Source organism: Nocardioides iriomotensis, assembly GCF_004168035.1.
Taxonomy (GTDB): Bacteria; Actinomycetota; Actinomycetes; order Propionibacteriales; family Nocardioidaceae; genus Nocardioides_B; species Nocardioides_B iriomotensis.
Window position 1 is genome coordinate 57,555 of record NZ_SDPU01000012.1, and the last position, 15,421, is coordinate 72,975.

The window sequence follows — 15,421 nt, forward strand, 5'->3', positions numbered from 1 at the left end:
GGTAGCCCGTGCGTGACCCATGGGTCACTCTTCGACTACCGATATCGGTAGTCACGCCTCCGGCGGCGTCCAGACGTCGCCGCGCTCCATCCCGGCGGCGCGGCCCTTGGCGGAGATGACCAGCGCCATCTTGCGCGAGGCCTCGTCGATCATCTCGTCGCCGAGCATGACCGCGCCCTTCGCACCGCCCTTCTCGGAGGTGTAGAAGTCGTAGGCGTCGAGGATGTTCTCGGCGTGGTCGTAGTCCGACTGCAGCGGGCTGAACACCTCGTTGGCGGCGGCGATCTGGTCCGGGTGCAGCGTCCACTTGCCGTCGAAGCCGAGGGCGGCAGCGCGGCCGGCGACGCGCTTGAAGCCGTCGAGGTCCTTGATCTGCAGGTACGGCCCGTCGATGGCCTGCTTGTCGTGCGCGCGGGCCGCCATCAGGATCCGCATCAGGATGTAGTGGTACGCGTCGCCGACGTCGTACCCGGGCGGCTGCTCGCCGACCACCAGGCTCTTCATGTTGATCGACGCCATGAAGTCGGCGGGGCCGAAGATGATCGTCTCGACGCGCGGCGAGGCGGTGGCGATCGCGTCGACGTTGATCAGGCCGAGGGCGTTCTCGATCTGCGCCTCGATGCCGATCCGGCCGACCTCGTAGCCCATCGTGGTCTCGATTTGGGTGAGCAGCACGTCGAGCGCGACGACCTGCTCGGCGGTCTGCACCTTCGGCAGCATGATGCAGTCGAGGTTCGCGCCGGCGCCCTCGACGACCTCGATGACGTCCTTGTAGGTCCACTGGGTCGTCCAGTCGTTGACCCGGACGGTGCGGACCCGGCTGCCCCAGTCGCCGGTGTTGAGCACCTCGACGATGTTCTTGCGGGCGTCGGGCTTGGCCAGCGGCGCGACGGAGTCCTCGATGTCGAGGAACACCTGGTCGGAGTCGAGGCCCTGGGCCTTCTCCAGGAACCGCGGGTTGGATCCGGGTACGGCGTGGCAGGAGCGGCGGGAGCGCAGCGACTTCGTCTCGGTGGCCATGACCGGGAATGTAGCCACCGGCACGCGCGCAGCGGCACCCCCGCGGCCCGTGGCATATCCCACAGGTGCCTCAGGCCGGCGGCGCCTCCTCCGGCAACGGCGTCCGGTTGCTCACGATCACCAGCGCCATCCCGGCGACCATCACGGCGAGCCCGACCAGGGCGGCGGCCGGCGGCTGCTGGCCGAGGATCAGCGCGGCTAGCAGCGAGGCGCCCGGCACCTCGAGCAGCAGCGCGAGCGACACGTAGACCGGCGAGGTCGTGGCAAGCAGGTGGTTGAACACCGAGTGCCCCATCAGCTGCGCGGTCGCGGTCACGGCGACCAGCAGCGCCCACTGCGACGCCGGGTAGCCGGCGAGGTCCTGTCCCGCGACCAGGCAGGCGACCGCGAGGAGCGCCGCGCAGGAGCCGTAGCAGACGAAGGTGTACGTCGTGGTGCTCGTGTGCTGGCGGGCGTGCCCGCCGATCACGGTGTACGCCGCCGCGGCCATCCCGCCGACGAGCGCGAGGAGGTCGCCGACGAGGGCCCGCGTGGACAGCGTGAAGTCGACGCCCGACACGACCAGGACACCGGCGAAGGCGAGCGCCAGGCCGGTCAGCACCCGGCCGCCGAAGCGCTCGCCGCGGGTCATCTGCCACAGCACGATCCAGGCCAGCTGGAGGCACACGATGGCCGTCGCCGAGGACACCGACGTGAGGAACAGCGAGGTCACCCAGGTGCCGAAGTGGATCGCGAGCATCAGCCCGCTGAGCAGCACGAGCCCGAGCCGCCGGCCCCGCATCTCGCGCAGCTCGTCGCGCCGCCGTACCACCGCGCCGGGGGCGAGCACGGCCGTGGCGAGCGCGTTCCGCCAGAACGCGATCGCCAGCGGCGGCACGACGGCGTAGGCCATCAGCGGGCCCGACAGCGACACCGCCACGACCCCGACGGCCATCAGCAGGAGCGTGCGCACGGGGCAGGAGTCTGGCACGCTCGACGGCGTGAGCGAGCCGGATCTCGTCCCCGCCCTGGTCGCCGAGCTGGGCAAGAAGACCGGCGTGTCCTGGTTGACCTACGCCAGCGGCTACGACCAGGTCCGCGCCACCCACGCGGCGTGGCACGCGTGGGTGGAGACCGACGACGGCGGCGCGCTGTACGTCGTGTCCGGCGGCGACGAGCAGCCTCTGCCCGGCATCGAACAGGCCCGCCGGGTCGAGGTGACGATGCGTAGCAAGGAGAACGGCGGCCGCCTGGTCACCTGGGTGGCCGACGCGTCCCGGGTGACGCCCGACGAGGAGAGCTGGGGCACCGTGACGGCCGCCCTGGTCGCGGGCCGGCTCAACCTCGACGACCTCGCCACCGCCGCCGACGGGTGGGCGGCGACCAGCGTGGTGACCCGGCTGGCGCCCACCGGGGAGACGGTCGAGCGGCCGGGCGAGCTGACCGACGCGTCGCACCGAGCGGTCCCCCGCGAGACCGAGGCGACCACCCGCGGCCCGCTGCCGCGGGTGCTGCACCGGCGCGTGAAGAGGCGGCCCCGGCTCAGCTGAGCGGGTCCTGCGGCACGTCGCGGTACGTCGCCACGAGCCGGTCGACGACCGGGTGGGCGGCCGGCCACGCCACGTCGTCGACCTCGGCGACGGGGACGACGCCCCACGAGTTGCAGAGGAACGCCGCGTCGAGGTCGACCAGCTCCTGCACCCGCACCGGGCGGCTGGTGACCGGGACGCCCGCGGCGGGCGCGTGCCGCAGCAGGAGCAGCATCGTGATCCCGGGCAGCAGCGCGCCCTCGGGGAACACGACGGTGCCGTCCTCGACGAAGCCGACGTTCCAGATGGTGGTCTCCAGCACCCGCCCGCCGCGGCCGACGAACAACGCGTCGTCGTAACCCGCCGCCGCGGCCCGGCGGCCCTGGTAGCCCTGCATGAACGTGCCGAGGTGCTTGACCTCCGGCACCTGCCGCTCGGCACCCACGGTCAGCAGCCGCTGCGGGGTCGTCGGCGGTTGTGCCGGGTCGTCGACCACCACGGTCACGGTCGGTCCCTCCGTGACGACGACGCGGACCGACGCGTCCGGGTGGTCGCGGACGGCGTGTCCGGCCATCCGCAGCACGCGTTCGCCGTCCAGCAGCTCGCCGAACACGGTGTGGTGCTGGCGCTCGAGCCGGTCGACGTGCAGGTCGAGCCCGCGGGTCGCGCCGCCCCGCACCTGCAAGGCGGTGACGTGGCCGTAGCCGCGGTGCAGCAGCCGCGCGAGGGTGTCGGCGTCGGGCACGACGCCGTCGACCTCGACGTAGGTCACGGAGCGGGGACCTCGATCTCGCCACGCGCGACCGTCTGCACCTCGCCCGCGACGTGGCACAGCACCGGGCGGCCGTCGGCGTCGACGTCGACACGCCCGTGCAGCGTGGACGGCCGACCCATCTCGAGGCCCTGACGGATCGTGTAGGACCCGCCCCCGGCGAGCCGCCCGGTCTCGACCAGCGCGATACCCAGGCCCGCCGCGGCTGCGCCGGTCGCCGGGTCCTCCGGCACGGACAGGCCCGGCACGAACACCCGGGCGTGCACGGCGAGGTCGTCGCCGGAGCGCGCCACCGAGTACACGTCGACGCCGTCCATCGGGTCGCGGACGTCGGGCTGGTCGTCGTACTCCGAGAGCGCACGCGGCGGCACGTGCACCCGGCCGAGCGCGTCGTCCGCGACGGGCACGTACGCGAAGGTCAGGCCGCAGCCCGCCACCCACACCGGCCCGTCGAGGTCGCTCGGGAAGAGGCCGAGGTCGGCGAGCAGGCGTGCGACGAACCGCCCGTCGTGGCCGACCGAGTCGCGCGGCCGCGCGGACAGCTCGACCGTCCGGTCGCCGCTGAAGCGCACCCCGACCTCGCCGGCGCCGCAGTGCTGCGTCGCGGATTCCCCGGACAGCCGGCCCTGCGAGCGCAGCACCCAGGCGGTGCCGAGCGTCGGGTGGCCCGCGAACGGGATCTCCGAGCCGGGCGTGAAGATGCGCACGGCGTACGCGTCGTCGGACTGCGGCACCGGGAACGTCGTCTCGGAGAAGTTGAACTCCCGCGCGATCTGCTGGCACTGCGCCGTCGTCAGGTCGCCGCCACCGTGGACCACGGCGAGCTGGTTGCCGGCGAAGGGACGATCGGTGAAGACGTCGACGATGTCGTAGGCCAGCCGCATGGCGGCAAGTGAACCAGACCCTCACCCACTAGCCTGTCTGGACGTGAGCACCTCCCCGACCCGAGTCTTCGTCGCACGCCTCGCCGGCGTGCAGGTGTTCGACCCGGCCGGCGACCAGGTGGGCAAGATCCGCGACCTCGTCGTGGTGCTCCGACCCAGCGGCCTCCCGCCCCGCGTGCTCGGTCTCGTCGTCGAGGTGTTCGGCCGTCGCTCGATCTTCGTGCCGATGACCCGGGTGACGAGCATCGACTCCGGCCAGGTCATCACCACCGGGCTGGTCAACATGCGCCGCTTCGAGCAGCGCCCGACCGAGACCCTGGTGTTCGGCCAGATGCTCGACCGCCGGGTGACGATCAGGGAGTCCGGCGCGCAGGGCCTCGTCTACGACATGGCCATGGAGCTGGCCCGCAACCGCGACTGGGTGATCAGCCGGGTGGCCCTGCAGGAGGGCACCGCCAAGCGGTTCGGGAGGCGCGGCCAGACCCACCAGGTCGAGTGGCGCGACATCGAGGGCTTCGCCCCGCCGGAGGAAGCCCAGGGAGCCACCCACCTGCTCGCCGCGCTCGAGGAGATGCGCCCGGCCGACCTGGCCCACGTGATCCACGACCTGCCGCCCAAGCGCCGCGGCGAGATCGCCGCGGCCCTCAACGACGAGCGCCTCGCCGACGTGCTCGAGGAGCTGCCGGAGGAGGACCAGGTCCAGATCCTCGGCGCCCTCGACAGCGAGCGGGCCGCCGACGTCCTCGAGGAGATGTCCCCCGACGACGCGGCCGACCTGATCGCCGAGCTGCCGCCCGAGACCGCGGAGACGCTGCTCCAGCTGATGGAGCCGGAGGAGGCCGAGGACGTCCGGCGGCTGATGTCCTACGAGGAGCACACCGCCGGCGGCATGATGACCACCGAGCCGGTGATCCTGCCTCCCGACGCGACGATCGCCGACGCCCTGGCGCACGTGCGGCAGGCCGAGCTCAGCCCGTCGCTCGCCGCCCTCGTCTACGTCGTACGCCCGCCGCTCGAGCCGCCCACGGGCCGGCTGATCGGCGTCGCGCACATCCAGCGGCTGCTGCGCGAGCCCCCGTCGTCCCTCGTCGGGGCCGCCCTCGACACCGACATCGAGCCGCTGCGCCCGGACTCGACGCTCGAGGAGGTGGCGCGCCACCTGGCGACGTACAACCTGGTCGCCGCCCCGGTCGTCGACGAGGACAACCGCCTGGTCGGCGCGGTGACCGTCGACGACCTGCTCGACCACCTGCTCCCGGAGAACTGGCGCGACACCCCTGCCCCGCTGCGCGGGCTCGGTGACGGACGGAACCTCCGTGGCTAGCCGCCGGGAGGACCGTGGTCCGCGGCTCGACCAGCCGAAGGAGACGCGGCGGCAGCTGATCCGCCGGCCGGACGTGGACAGCGACCGGTTCGGCCGGTTCGCGGAGAACTTCGCGCGCTTCATGGGCACCGCGCGATTCCTGCTCTACATGACGCTGTTCGTGGTCGTCTGGCTGCTCTGGAACTGGCTCGCGCCGGCCTCGTGGCTGTTCGACGGCTTCCCGTTCATCTTCCTGACGCTCATGCTCAGCCTGCAGGCGTCGTACGCCGCTCCCCTGATCCTGCTGGCGCAGAACCGTCAGGAGGACCGCGACCGGGTCATCGCCGAGCAGGACCGGCAGGCCAACACCCGGGCGCACGCCGACATGGAGTTCCTCGCGCGCGAGATGGCGAGCCTGCGCATGGCGCTCGGGGAGGTCGCCACCCGCGACTACGTCCGCTCCGAGCTGCGGGCGCTGCTGGCCGAGCTGGAGGAGAAGGACCGCAAGGCCCGCGACCTGGCGGAGTCCGGCGACCCGGACCGCGACCCGCTCCACTGATCCCGCCACGTACCCTTTCGGTATGGCTTCCCCCGCTCTCGACGCGATCCAGGCTGCGCTGGCCACGGTCAACGACCCGGAGATCCGCCGGCCGATCACCGACCTCGGGATGGTCGACTCCGTGGAGGTCGGCGACGACGGCGTCGTGCACGTCAAGGTGCTGCTCACCGTCGCCGGCTGCCCGCTCAAGGACACCATCACCCGCGACGTCAACGCCGCCGTCGGCAAGGTCCCCGGCGTCACCGGCGTCGACCTGAGCCTCGGCGTGATGACCGCGGAGCAGCGCTCGGGCCTGCAGGACTCCCTGCGCGGCGGCCAGGCGCAGAAGGAGATCCCGTTCGCCCAGCCCGGCTCGCTGACCAAGGTCTACGCGATCGCCAGCGGCAAGGGCGGTGTCGGCAAGTCGTCGGTCACCGTCAACCTGGCGGCCGCGATGGCCAAGCAGGGGCTCAAGATCGGCATCGTCGACGCGGACATCTACGGTCACTCCGTGCCGGCCATGCTCGGTGTCGGCGACACCCGGCCCACCCAGGTCGAGGACATGATCATGCCGGTGCCGACGCCGCTCACCCGGGAGTACGCCGGGGAGCTGTCGGTGATCTCGATCGGCATGCTCAAGCCGCGGCGCGACCAGGTCGTCGCCTGGCGCGGCCCGATGCTCGACCGGGCACTCGTGCAGATGCTCAGCGACGTGTACTGGGGCGACCTCGACGCGCTCTTCCTCGACCTGCCCCCGGGCACCGGCGACATCGCGATCTCGCTCGGCCAGCACCTGCCCAACGCCGAGGTGGTCGTCGTGACCACCCCCCAGGAGGCCGCGGCCGAGGTCGCCGAGCGCGCCGGCACGATGGCGTCGATGATGCACCAGCGCGTCGTCGGCGTGGTCGAGAACATGTCGTTCCTGCCCTGCCCGCACTGCGCCGAGGAGGGCAGGGAGCACCGCCTCGAGGTGTTCGGCAGCGGTGGCGGAGCCCGGGTCGCGGCCACCCTGTCCGGCCGGTTCGGCTACGACGTCCCGGTGCTCGGCGAGATCCCGCTCGACCTCGACCTGCGCGAGGGCGGCGACTCCGGCCGCCCGATCGTCACGACCGCCCCCGGCTCGGCCTCGGCGGCCGCCCTCGAGAAGGTCGCGGCGACGCTGTCCGGCCGCGGCCGCGGCCTGGCCGGCCTGCAGCTCGGGCTCACGCCCGCCGGTAGGCTCTAGGCGTGTTCGGAGTCGGCCTGCCGGAGATGGCAGTCATCGCAGTGGTGGCACTCCTCATCTTCGGTCCCGACCGGCTCCCCGAGTTCGCGAAGCAGGCCGGCCGCATGGTCCGCCAGGTCCGGCAGTTCTCGCAGGCCGCGCGCGACGACATCCGCTCCGAGCTCGGCCCCGACTACGCCGACTTCGAGCTGCGCGACCTCGACCCCCGCCGCGCGGTGCGCAAGTACATCAACGAGGCGTGGGACGAGAACGACGACGACCAGACGGCCTCCGCCCGCGAGCCGGAGCGGCCGGGCCTTCGCCCCCTGGCTGCGGGCGAGCGACCGCCGTACGACGCCGACGCGACCTGACGAAGCCGACCCACGACGCCACGACGAGCAGCCCGACGAGGACCTGCACGACGGCGAGGTACCGCTCCGGGTAGACCACACCCGTCAGGTAGTGCTGGATGAAGCCGCCCGCGGGCAGGGCGGGACGTCCCGCCCGCTCCCGGGCCCACTGCTCCGCCGCGGTGAGCGGGCAGGGGTACCCGATCACCACCGAGCCGAGACCCCACGCCACGACGGCGACGTGGACGGGCAGGGTGCGCGGGTAGCGCCAGGCGAGGAACCCGCCCAGCGTCAGGTACCCGAGGAAGGCGAGGTGCGCGGCCAGCGCGGCCACGACGAGGAGGTCGTAGGGCACCCCGCACCTCCCGTCCCTCGGTGGCCGGTCAGCCCACCTTCGCGTCGAGGGTGATGTCGACCTGCACCTCGTCGCCGTCGCGCAGCACGGTCAGCCGGATCGTCTCACCCGGCTGGTGGCTGCGGATCGCGACGATCAGCCCGATGCCGTCGGTGATCCTCTTGTCGTCGACGGAGGTGACCACGTCGCCCTCCTCGAGACCCGCCACCGCCGCCGGCGTGCCGGACGGGACGTCGACCACCTCGGCCCCGCCGCGCTGCTCGCCGGTGTTGACGTTGGCGCCGATGACGGGGTACTTCGCCTCGCCGCTCGACAGGATCTGGGCCGCCGTGACCTTGACCTGCTCCATCGGGATCGCGAACCCCACGCCGATGTTGCCGGACTCGCCGCCGAACGACCCGCCGGTGGTGGCGATCGCCGAGTTGACGCCGACGACCTGCCCCCGCAGGTTCACCAGCGGGCCGCCGGAGTTGCCCGGGTTGATCGCGGCGTCGGTCTGCACGGCGTTGATGTACGACGACTCGTCCTCGGTGCCGGTCGTGACCGGCCGGTCGATCGCCGAGACGATGCCGGACGTGACCGTGCTGCTCAAGCCGAGGGGCGAGCCGATCGCGACGACACTCTCGCCGATGCGCATCGAGCGGGAGGAGCCGAGCGACGCCGGGCGGAGCCCCTCGAAGTCCTCGACCTGCAGCACGGCGATGTCGTAGACGGGGCTGCGGCCCACGATCGACGCCGCGTGCTCCTCGCTCTTGTTGTCGACGACGGTGATCTCGCCGTCCCCGGTCGCCTCGGCGACGACGTGGTTGTTGGTGATGACGTGGCCCTTGCCGTCCAGCACGAAGCCGGAGCCGGTCGCGCCGCCACCGCTGCCGGCCCCGCCGGCGGCGAGGATCTGCACCGTGCTGGGGAGCAGCTTGGCGGCCACCGCCGCGATGCTGCCGTTGTCGGCCGCGAGCGGCTCGGCGGCCTGCTCGTCGGACTCGATGGTCGGCACGTTGACCGAGCCCGTGCCGTCGAGGGACCGGAAGACCGCCACGGACGCGAGCGTGCCGCCCAGCAGCCCGACGACGAGGGCTACCGCGGCGACGACGGGCCAGAACCAGCCGGGCTGGCCGCTGCTCGACGACGTTCCGCCGGTGGGCGCGGGCTCGCCGTAGGCCTGCTGGTCGTAGGTGCCGTAGGCGGACGTGGGCCAGGCCGGGGTGTGCTGGTCGGGTGCCGGGTCACCGGCCGGCGGCTGCCAGATCGGCGGCGCCTGCCCGGTCGGGGCGTCAGCCGGCGGGTCGGTCTCAGGGCTCGGCGCGTGCGGGTCGGCGCCGGCGATGGGCTGGGTGTCGTCCCAGGCGCCGCGGTCGCCTGCCTGCCCGGTGTCGTCACCGGACACGGGCGGCTGGTCGCGGTCGTCGTACTGGCTCACCCCTCCATGATGGACCACCGGCCCAACGGCGAAACGCCCGCCCGGGACGGTCAGCGGGGGGTCTCGACCGCGGCGCCGGCGACCCGCGCCGCCACGGGGGTGGAGAAGCTCCAGCCGGAGAAGGGCACGAACGACGACGGCACGGTGGCGCCCGTCGACGGGTCGGCCGAGCGCCGGCCACGGACGTCGAGCGTCGAGCCGAGCTGGGCCAGCGGGCCGGTCGTGGGGGTGTTGCGCGTCAGCGCGGAGGGTGGCGGCCCGGAGGGCACGCCGCCGATGCCGAGCGGGGAGCCGCTCAGGGCGGTGAAGCCGAGGACCGCGGCCGAGACGGAGCCGACGCCCACCGCGGCGAGGCCGGCCCGGCGACGGCCTCGGCCGCGCTCCTCGATCTCACCGACCGCGGCCCAGGCCTCGCGCGTCTCGCGCTCGACGGGGTCGAGGTCCGTCAGGGGATGCAGGGCGTGGAGGGAGCCGAGGAGCCCGTCGGGCACGTCGGCCTCGGGGCTGCTGCCGGCCATCCGGGCGAGCTGGCACTTGACCCAGCCCTCGCGCTCGACGGCGCGACGGCACGACGGGCAGTGCAGGACGTGCGTCCACGCCCGCTCGGTGGACTCCTCGTCGAGCTGACCGTCGACGAGGGCGCTCACCGTCGGGCCACCGAGGTGACCGCCGAGGGGTCCGAGTCGCCAGCCGCCGCCCATCACGTCGGTTGGGCGGTCAGGCCCCCGCGCCGCGGCGAGGGTACGTCGAGCGGGCCGGAGTAGCGCGAGCGGCCGGCGCCGGGGGCGCGGTGCGCCAGCGCCTTGCGCAGCATCGAGCGGCCGCGGTGGATGCGGGAGCGGACGGTGCCGAGCTTGAGCCCGAGCACGTCGGCGATCTCCTCGTAGCTGAGGCCCTCGATGTCGCAGAGCACGACCGCCGCGCGGAAGTCGGGCGACAGCGCGGACAGCGCCGCCTCGACGTCGTCGTCGAACAGGCCGGCGAGCACGGCGGCGTCGGGCGTCACGGCCCGGCTGGGCAGCCGGGTGTCGGCGTCGTCGGCGAGCGCGTCGAAGCGGATCTTCGCCTTGCGGCGGGCGCCGTCGAGGAACAGGTTGGTGGTGATGCGGTGCAGCCAGCCCTCGAACGTGCCGGGGGTGTAGGAGGACAGCGACCGGAACACCCGGACGAAGACCTCCTGGGTGAGGTCCTCGGCGTCGTGCTTGTTGCCGGTCAGGCGGTAGGCGAGCCGGTAGACCCGGGCGGAGTGCTGCTCGACGATCTCGTCCCAGGTGGGCACGGCCGGGGCAGCGGGCGACGCAGCGGCCGTGTCGGGCGCACGCCCGTCGGCCGGACTGGCAGGGCTCGTGCTGTCCAACATGGCGTCTCCTCGACGTCGGGTACTCACCGGAGCGGTTCGTCCTCCTCTGAACCTAGGATCTGCGCCTGAGAGCGACCTGAGGAGCAGGCTCGATCATGCTGGGAGTTCCCCCAGCTGTTCCCTCTTGAACGTGTGACGCCGTTCCGGTGTTCCCGGGTTCGATGCCGGTAGAGTCCCGCGCAGGATTCGGACCGAGGAGGCCACCATTTCGGGACTCAAGCCGGCCAGCTGGGCCTACGCCGAGGAGTTCGTCACCGAGGACGAGGTGCTGGCCAACGCCCGAGCCCGCGCCCAGGAGGTCGGCGTCGCGCCGATCGGCCCCGGCGGCGGCGCGGCGCTGCGCTTCCTCGCGGCGATCACCGAGGCGCGGGCCGTCGTCGAGATCGGCACGGGCACCGGCGTGTCCGGGGTCTGGCTGCTGCGCGGGATGCGTCCCGACGGCGTGCTGACCACGGTCGACACCGAGGGCGAGCACCAGCGGCTGGCCAAGGAGGCGTTCACCGAGGCCGGGATCCCGTCCCAGCGGGTGCGGCTCATCCCGGGCCGGGCGCTGGAGGTGCTGCCACGGCTGACCGACGGCCACTACGACCTCGTGTTCGCCGACGGCGACAAGGAGGAGTACCCCGCCTACCTCGACGAGGCGCTCCGCCTGGTCAAGCCCGGCGGCATCGTGGCCTTCGACAACGCCCTCTGGCACGACCGCGTCGCCGACCCGGCCCAGCGCGACGGCGAGACCGTGGCGATCCGCGAGCTGGTCCGCACCGTGGCCGAGCACGACCGGCTGGTGCCGGTGCTGCTGCCGGTCGGCGACGGCCTGCTCGTCGCCAAGAAGGTCTGGACCCCCGAGACCTGAGCCGCGTGGGCACGTTCCGGCTCGTCGACCCGGACCCCGGCTTCCAGCGGTCGTTCCTCGACGCGGCCGACGAGTTCGTCGCGTCCGGGCAGCCGTCGTACGCCGGGATCGTGCACCTGCCTGAGGCCGGCGTGGTCTTCACCCGGGAGGGGCTGGAGGAGCCGGCGGAGTTCGCCCGGCTGGTCGCCTACCTGCTCGGGGACCGGCGCGAGGACTCCCCCCGCCCCGACGGCTGGGTGCCGGCGACGGTCAAGTGGATCGTCGAGGACGACGAGTACGTCGGCCGGGTCAGCCTGCGCCACCGGCTCACCCCCGACCTGCTCACGTGGGGCGGCCACATCGGGTACGGCGTCCGGCCGAGCGCGCGCGGCCGGGGCGCGGCGACGTACGCCCTGCGGGCGATGCTCGAGGTCGCGGGCGGGCGCGGCATCGCGCGGGCGCTGGTCACGTGCGACGTCGACAACGAGGCCTCGCGGCGCACGATCGAGCGCAACGGGGGCGTCTACGAGGACACCCGCGAGGGCAAGCTGCGCTACTGGGTACGGACCCGGCCCTGACGGATCACATGGCGTAGGACGGCGCGGCGAGGAACCCGGAGCCCCCCTCGGCGACCGCGACGACCTCGCAGGGCTCGATCAGGACCGGGGCGGAGCCGACCAGCTGCGAGCCGGGCGACTCGGCCGCGACGGCGGTGAACTCGCGCTCGAACGTGTCGCGCTGGTCGGGGGACTCGAAGACGTAGCAGCCCTCGAACCACTCCCCCTCGCGCATCCGCCAGGTCTTGAAGCGCAGTCCCTCCTTGCCCGTGAAGCGGGCGTGGGAGGTCGACTCGACGTACCCCCGGAGCGCCTCGGCGGCACCCCCGGGGGCGTCCTCGAGCGACCAGCGGACGGTCAGGCCGTGCATGGGAGGCTCCTTCGTTCGGCTTCTGGGGTGGGTCGTCGGGTCAGCCGCCGACGCCGGCGAGCGGCTCGCGCAGCTCCAGCCAGTGCAGGAGCGCGCGGGCGCCGAAGCCGGTGGCGCCCTTGGTGTACTCGTACTCGTCCTTGGGTGCGTCGCCGACCGACGCGATGTCGAGGTGCGCCCACGGCACGTCGCCGGCGAAGTGGCGCAGGAACAGCGCGGCGGTGATCGCGCCGGGCGGACCGGCGGCGTTGTCGGCGTCGGCGACCTTGGAGGAGAGCCGCTCCTCGTAGTCGTCGACGAGCGGCATCCGCCACAGCGGCTCGTCCGCGGAGAGCGAGGCGGTGCGGAGCAGGTCGGCGAGCGCCTCGTCGGTGGCGAAGTAGCCGCCGGTCTTCTGCCCGAGCGCAATCTTCATCGCGCCGGTGAGCGTGGCGATGTCGACGAGGGCGTCGGGCGCGAGCTCGTCGACGGCGTACGCCATCGCGTCGGCGAGCACCAGCCGGCCCTCGGCGTCGGTGTTGGTGACCTCGGACGTGCGGCCGCCGTAGTGGACGAGCACGTCGCCGGGGCGGATGGAGTTCGCGCCGACGGAGTTCTCGGCGAGCGGCAGCAGGCCGGTCACCCGGACGGGGCAGTCGACGGCAGCCAGCGCACCCATGACCGCGAGCACCACGCCCGCGCCGGTCATGTCGCGCTTCATCAGCATCATGTTGTCCTTGGGTTTGATCGACAGCCCGCCGGTGTCGAACGTGATCCCCTTGCCGACCAGGACGACGTGCTTCGCCTTGCGGGCGCCCGACGCCGGCGTGTAGTCGAGCCGGACCATCCGCGGCGGGCGTGCCGAGCCCTGGCCGACGCCGAGGATCCCGCCGAAGCCCTGGGCGGCGAGCTGCTTCTCGTCCCACACCTTGACGGTCAGGCCGGCGTTGCGCGCGACGGTCCGCGCCTGGTCGGCGAGCCACTCGGGCGACTTCTCGTTGGAGGGCACCAGCGCGAGGGTGCGGGACATCCAGCCGGCGCCGGCCACGGCGACCGCCCGGTCGAGCGCGGCCTTGCGCCCGGCCGCGTCGGAGACGCCGGCGAGCACGACCCGCTCGACCGGCTCCTTCAGCGCCCCCGTGGAGCGCCAGTGGAACTCGAACGAACCGAGCACCAGGCCCTCCACCAGCGCGCGGAGGCCCCCGTCGTCGGCGAGCGCCGCCAGCGACGTCGCGACGGTCTCGTGGCCCTTGGCGCGGCGGACCAGGGCGGCGCCGGCGCGGCGCAGCTCGGACGGCGAGCCGCCGCCGACCCCGACCAGCAGGACGAGGCGGAGCGCGTCGTTGGTGAGCCCGGACGGCGACAGCACGGCGTGCTCGACGACCTCACCGACGGCCCCCGTCGCCTTGTGCAGCTCGAGCAGGGAGAACAGGTCGAGGTCGAGCTCGTCGAGCAGCTCGGCCGCACCGGGCCCGAGGGTCGGTCCGGCGGCCTCGGCCCCGTCGCCGGGGTCGGCCAGCACGGGGAGCGCGACGACGTCGGCGCCCACCACCGCGGACGGCGCCACGTCGCTCAGCGCGATCTGCGGCGGGCTGACCTGGGCGGGGAGGGACACGCGGGCTCCTGACGGCTGCGGGGCGGGGTGGCCGGCGTACGCCGGGGTGGCCCCGACCCTACTCGCGGAGACCGCCGTCCCGGCACGGCAGGACCCCGCCCACCCTGAGGGTGGACGGGGTCCTGGCGATCCGATGATCAGTGGTTGTGCGGGGTGGGGGTCAGCCCACGACCTCGTTGAGCGCCGCGCCGAGGGCACCTGCCTCCTCGGCGTTGAGCTCGACCACGAGGCGGCCACCGCCTTCGAGCGGGACCCGCATCACGATGCCCCGACCCTCCTTGGTGACCTCGAGCGGACCGTCGCCCGTCCGCGGCTTCATCGCCGCCATGCGCACACCTCTTCCTGTACCAGTTCAGTGCGCCGTTGCTGTGCGTGGCCTGATCCCACCCGGGTGTGAACCGACCGTGGCGCTGCTTCGTGGTCCATTATTCCCCAAAGACACCCGGTTCGACGGTCGAGTTCCCGAACGGCGGCCGGATCGGTGTCCGCGGCGTGCGGCAGACTGCGTCCAGACGACCCCCGCCACCACCGCGAGAGGCCACCTGCCGATGTCCGACCCGACCCAGCCGCCCGTCCTGCTCGACGTCAGCGACGGCGTCGCGACCGTGCAGCTCAACCGTCCCGAGGCGATGAACAGCCTCGACGTCGCGACCAAGGAGCTGCTGCGCGACACCCTGCAGCAGGTCGCCGCCGACGACGCGGTGCGCTGCGTGGTGCTGACCGGCAGCGGCCGTGCGTTCTGCGTCGGCCAGGACCTCAAGGAGCACATCGGGCTGCTGGAGAGCGGGACCTCGGACTCGCTGTTCACCACGGTCCCGGACCACTACAACCCGATCGTCACCGCGCTCGTCACGATGCCGAAGCCGGTCGTCGCCGCCGTCAACGGCGTCGCCGCCGGCGCCGGCTGCAGCCTGGCGTTCGCATGCGACCTGCGCGTCGTCGCCGACACCGCCGGGTTCAACCTGGCGTTCACCGGGATCGCGCTGTCCTGCGACACCGGCTCCTCGTGGACCCTCCCCCGCCTGGTCGGCCGGGCGAAGGCGCTCGAGCTGCTCTACTTCCCCCGCACCATCCCGGCCGCCGAGGCGCTCGACCTGGGCTTGGCCACCAAGGTGGTGCCGGCCGACGAGCTCGCCGGCGAGGTGGCCGAGCTCGCCACCCGGCTGGCGGAGGGCCCGACCGTGGCCTACGGCGCGGTCCGCCGCGCGGTGACGCACTCCTCCGAGCACGACTTCGCCGACTCGGTCGCGTTCGAGGCCGAGATGATGGCGCTGACCGGCCGTACCCGCGACCACCGGCACGCGGTCGAGGCGTTCGTGGGCAAGCAGAAGCCGTCGTTCGAGGGCCGCTGATC

Annotated in this window: 18 protein-coding genes and 1 pseudogene; 8 read left to right on the plus strand and 11 right to left on the minus strand. The window is 73.3% G+C overall.

Annotated features, from left to right (window positions below):
* Positions 1–51: 51 nt before the first annotated feature.
* Positions 52–1,020 carry an HpcH/HpaI aldolase/citrate lyase family protein gene (locus ETU37_RS04230; protein WP_129985640.1) on the minus strand — a complete coding sequence of 323 codons (969 nt, stop codon included), beginning with the start codon at positions 1,018–1,020 and terminating at the stop codon, positions 52–54.
* Between the two features lie 70 nt (positions 1,021–1,090).
* Complete coding sequence (locus tag ETU37_RS04235; protein WP_129985642.1) at positions 1,091–1,972, minus strand: DMT family transporter; 882 nt, start codon at positions 1,970–1,972, stop codon at positions 1,091–1,093.
* 28 nt (positions 1,973–2,000) lie between these two features.
* On the opposite strand from ETU37_RS04235, the gene ETU37_RS04240 reads away from it, so the two are divergent.
* Positions 2,001–2,549: a hypothetical protein gene (locus ETU37_RS04240; protein WP_129985644.1), complete on the plus strand. Its 549-nt coding sequence runs from the start codon at positions 2,001–2,003 to the stop codon at positions 2,547–2,549.
* On the opposite strand, the gene ETU37_RS04245 is transcribed toward ETU37_RS04240, so the two are convergent.
* Both ETU37_RS04245 and ETU37_RS04250 read right to left on the minus strand, forming a co-directional pair.
* The gene (locus ETU37_RS04245) at positions 2,542–3,300 is read right to left on the minus strand and encodes an aminotransferase class IV (RefSeq protein ID WP_165372396.1); all 759 of its coding nucleotides are present in this window, start codon (positions 3,298–3,300) and stop codon (positions 2,542–2,544) included. The two genes, ETU37_RS04240 and ETU37_RS04245, sit on opposite strands and share 8 nt — an antisense overlap.
* Positions 3,297–4,184, minus strand: coding sequence for a PhzF family phenazine biosynthesis protein (locus ETU37_RS04250; protein ID WP_129985648.1), 888 nt, complete (start codon positions 4,182–4,184; stop codon positions 3,297–3,299). Before ETU37_RS04250 ends, ETU37_RS04245 begins: the two co-directional genes overlap by 4 nt.
* Before the next feature lie 43 nt (positions 4,185–4,227).
* Between ETU37_RS04250 and ETU37_RS04255 the strand changes: the two genes are divergently transcribed.
* Genes ETU37_RS04255 through ETU37_RS04270 form a run of 4 tightly spaced genes read left to right on the plus strand, consistent with a single transcriptional unit; the run spans position 4,228 to position 7,600 of the window.
* Positions 4,228–5,508, plus strand: coding sequence for a magnesium transporter (locus ETU37_RS04255; protein WP_129985650.1), 1,281 nt, complete (start codon positions 4,228–4,230; stop codon positions 5,506–5,508).
* Positions 5,501–6,046 carry a DUF1003 domain-containing protein gene (locus ETU37_RS04260; RefSeq protein WP_206053717.1) on the plus strand — a complete coding sequence of 182 codons (546 nt, stop codon included), beginning with the start codon at positions 5,501–5,503 and terminating at the stop codon, positions 6,044–6,046. The genes ETU37_RS04255 and ETU37_RS04260 overlap by 8 nt, the downstream gene beginning before the upstream one ends.
* Before the next feature lie 22 nt (positions 6,047–6,068).
* Positions 6,069–7,250, plus strand: a complete 1,182-nt coding sequence (locus tag ETU37_RS04265) for an Mrp/NBP35 family ATP-binding protein (RefSeq protein ID WP_129985654.1) — start codon at positions 6,069–6,071, stop codon at positions 7,248–7,250.
* A 2-nt stretch (positions 7,251–7,252) separates the two neighbouring features.
* Positions 7,253–7,600: a sec-independent translocase gene (locus tag ETU37_RS04270; protein ID WP_129985656.1), complete on the plus strand. Its 348-nt coding sequence runs from the start codon at positions 7,253–7,255 to the stop codon at positions 7,598–7,600.
* A 13-nt stretch (positions 7,601–7,613) separates the two neighbouring features.
* Here the strand turns inward: ETU37_RS04270 and ETU37_RS04275 are convergent.
* The 4 genes and pseudogenes from ETU37_RS04275 to sigE form a co-directional block, all read right to left on the minus strand.
* Positions 7,614–7,934, minus strand: a pseudogene (locus ETU37_RS04275) (DUF2784 domain-containing protein); the annotation flags it as partial.
* Positions 7,935–7,962: 28 nt separating this feature from the next.
* Complete coding sequence (locus ETU37_RS04280; protein WP_129985658.1) at positions 7,963–9,354, minus strand: S1C family serine protease; 1,392 nt, start codon at positions 9,352–9,354, stop codon at positions 7,963–7,965.
* Between the two features lie 50 nt (positions 9,355–9,404).
* A complete protein-coding gene (locus tag ETU37_RS04285; RefSeq protein WP_129985660.1) occupies positions 9,405–10,001 on the minus strand; it encodes a hypothetical protein in 597 nt (198 codons plus the stop codon).
* A gap of 53 nt (positions 10,002–10,054) precedes the next feature.
* The gene (sigE, locus tag ETU37_RS04290; protein WP_129985662.1) at positions 10,055–10,714 is read right to left on the minus strand and encodes an RNA polymerase sigma factor SigE; all 660 of its coding nucleotides are present in this window, start codon (positions 10,712–10,714) and stop codon (positions 10,055–10,057) included.
* Between the two features lie 265 nt (positions 10,715–10,979).
* Here sigE and ETU37_RS04295 point away from each other — a divergent pair, with 265 nt between their 5' ends.
* Both ETU37_RS04295 and ETU37_RS04300 read left to right on the plus strand, forming a co-directional pair.
* Entirely contained in the window at positions 10,980–11,567 is a 588-nt protein-coding gene (locus tag ETU37_RS04295) for an O-methyltransferase (RefSeq protein WP_276319666.1), read from the plus strand.
* Between the two features lie 5 nt (positions 11,568–11,572).
* Entirely contained in the window at positions 11,573–12,124 is a 552-nt protein-coding gene (locus tag ETU37_RS04300) for a GNAT family N-acetyltransferase (protein WP_129985666.1), read from the plus strand.
* Between the two features lie 4 nt (positions 12,125–12,128).
* Here the strand turns inward: ETU37_RS04300 and ETU37_RS04305 are convergent, their stop codons facing one another.
* The 3 genes from ETU37_RS04305 to ETU37_RS04315 all read right to left on the minus strand — a co-directional run bounded on the left by ETU37_RS04305 (position 12,129) and on the right by ETU37_RS04315 (position 14,395).
* On the minus strand, positions 12,129–12,473 hold the full coding sequence (locus ETU37_RS04305) for a hypothetical protein (protein ID WP_129985668.1): 345 nt from the start codon (positions 12,471–12,473) through the stop codon (positions 12,129–12,131).
* Between the two features lie 40 nt (positions 12,474–12,513).
* The gene (locus ETU37_RS04310) at positions 12,514–14,067 is read right to left on the minus strand and encodes a leucyl aminopeptidase (RefSeq protein WP_129985670.1); all 1,554 of its coding nucleotides are present in this window, start codon (positions 14,065–14,067) and stop codon (positions 12,514–12,516) included.
* A gap of 160 nt (positions 14,068–14,227) precedes the next feature.
* Positions 14,228–14,395 (minus strand): DUF3117 domain-containing protein, encoded by a 168-nt coding sequence (locus tag ETU37_RS04315; protein WP_129985671.1) that lies wholly within the window; start codon positions 14,393–14,395, stop codon positions 14,228–14,230.
* Positions 14,396–14,615: 220 nt separating this feature from the next.
* Between ETU37_RS04315 and ETU37_RS04320 the strand changes: the two genes are divergently transcribed.
* Entirely contained in the window at positions 14,616–15,419 is an 804-nt protein-coding gene (locus ETU37_RS04320) for an enoyl-CoA hydratase/isomerase family protein (protein ID WP_129985673.1), read from the plus strand.
* Positions 15,420–15,421 lie beyond the last annotated feature (2 nt).

What these genes read in the sequence shown, in the direction of transcription:
- ETU37_RS04230 (WP_129985640.1), bottom strand. Translation starts at nt 1,020, where the DNA reads ATGGCCACCGAGACGAAGTCGCTGCGCTCCCGCCGCTCCTGCCACGCC.
- ETU37_RS04250 (WP_129985648.1), bottom strand. Translation starts at nt 4,184, where the DNA reads ATGCGGCTGGCCTACGACATCGTCGACGTCTTCACCGATCGTCCCTTC.
- ETU37_RS04265 (WP_129985654.1), top strand. Translation starts at nt 6,069, where the DNA reads ATGGCTTCCCCCGCTCTCGACGCGATCCAGGCTGCGCTGGCCACGGTC.
- sigE (WP_129985662.1), bottom strand. Translation starts at nt 10,714, where the DNA reads ATGTTGGACAGCACGAGCCCTGCCAGTCCGGCCGACGGGCGTGCGCCC.
- ETU37_RS04305 (WP_129985668.1), bottom strand. Translation starts at nt 12,473, where the DNA reads ATGCACGGCCTGACCGTCCGCTGGTCGCTCGAGGACGCCCCCGGGGGT.
- ETU37_RS04315 (WP_129985671.1), bottom strand. Translation starts at nt 14,395, where the DNA reads ATGGCGGCGATGAAGCCGCGGACGGGCGACGGTCCGCTCGAGGTCACC.
- ETU37_RS04320 (WP_129985673.1), top strand. Translation starts at nt 14,616, where the DNA reads ATGTCCGACCCGACCCAGCCGCCCGTCCTGCTCGACGTCAGCGACGGC.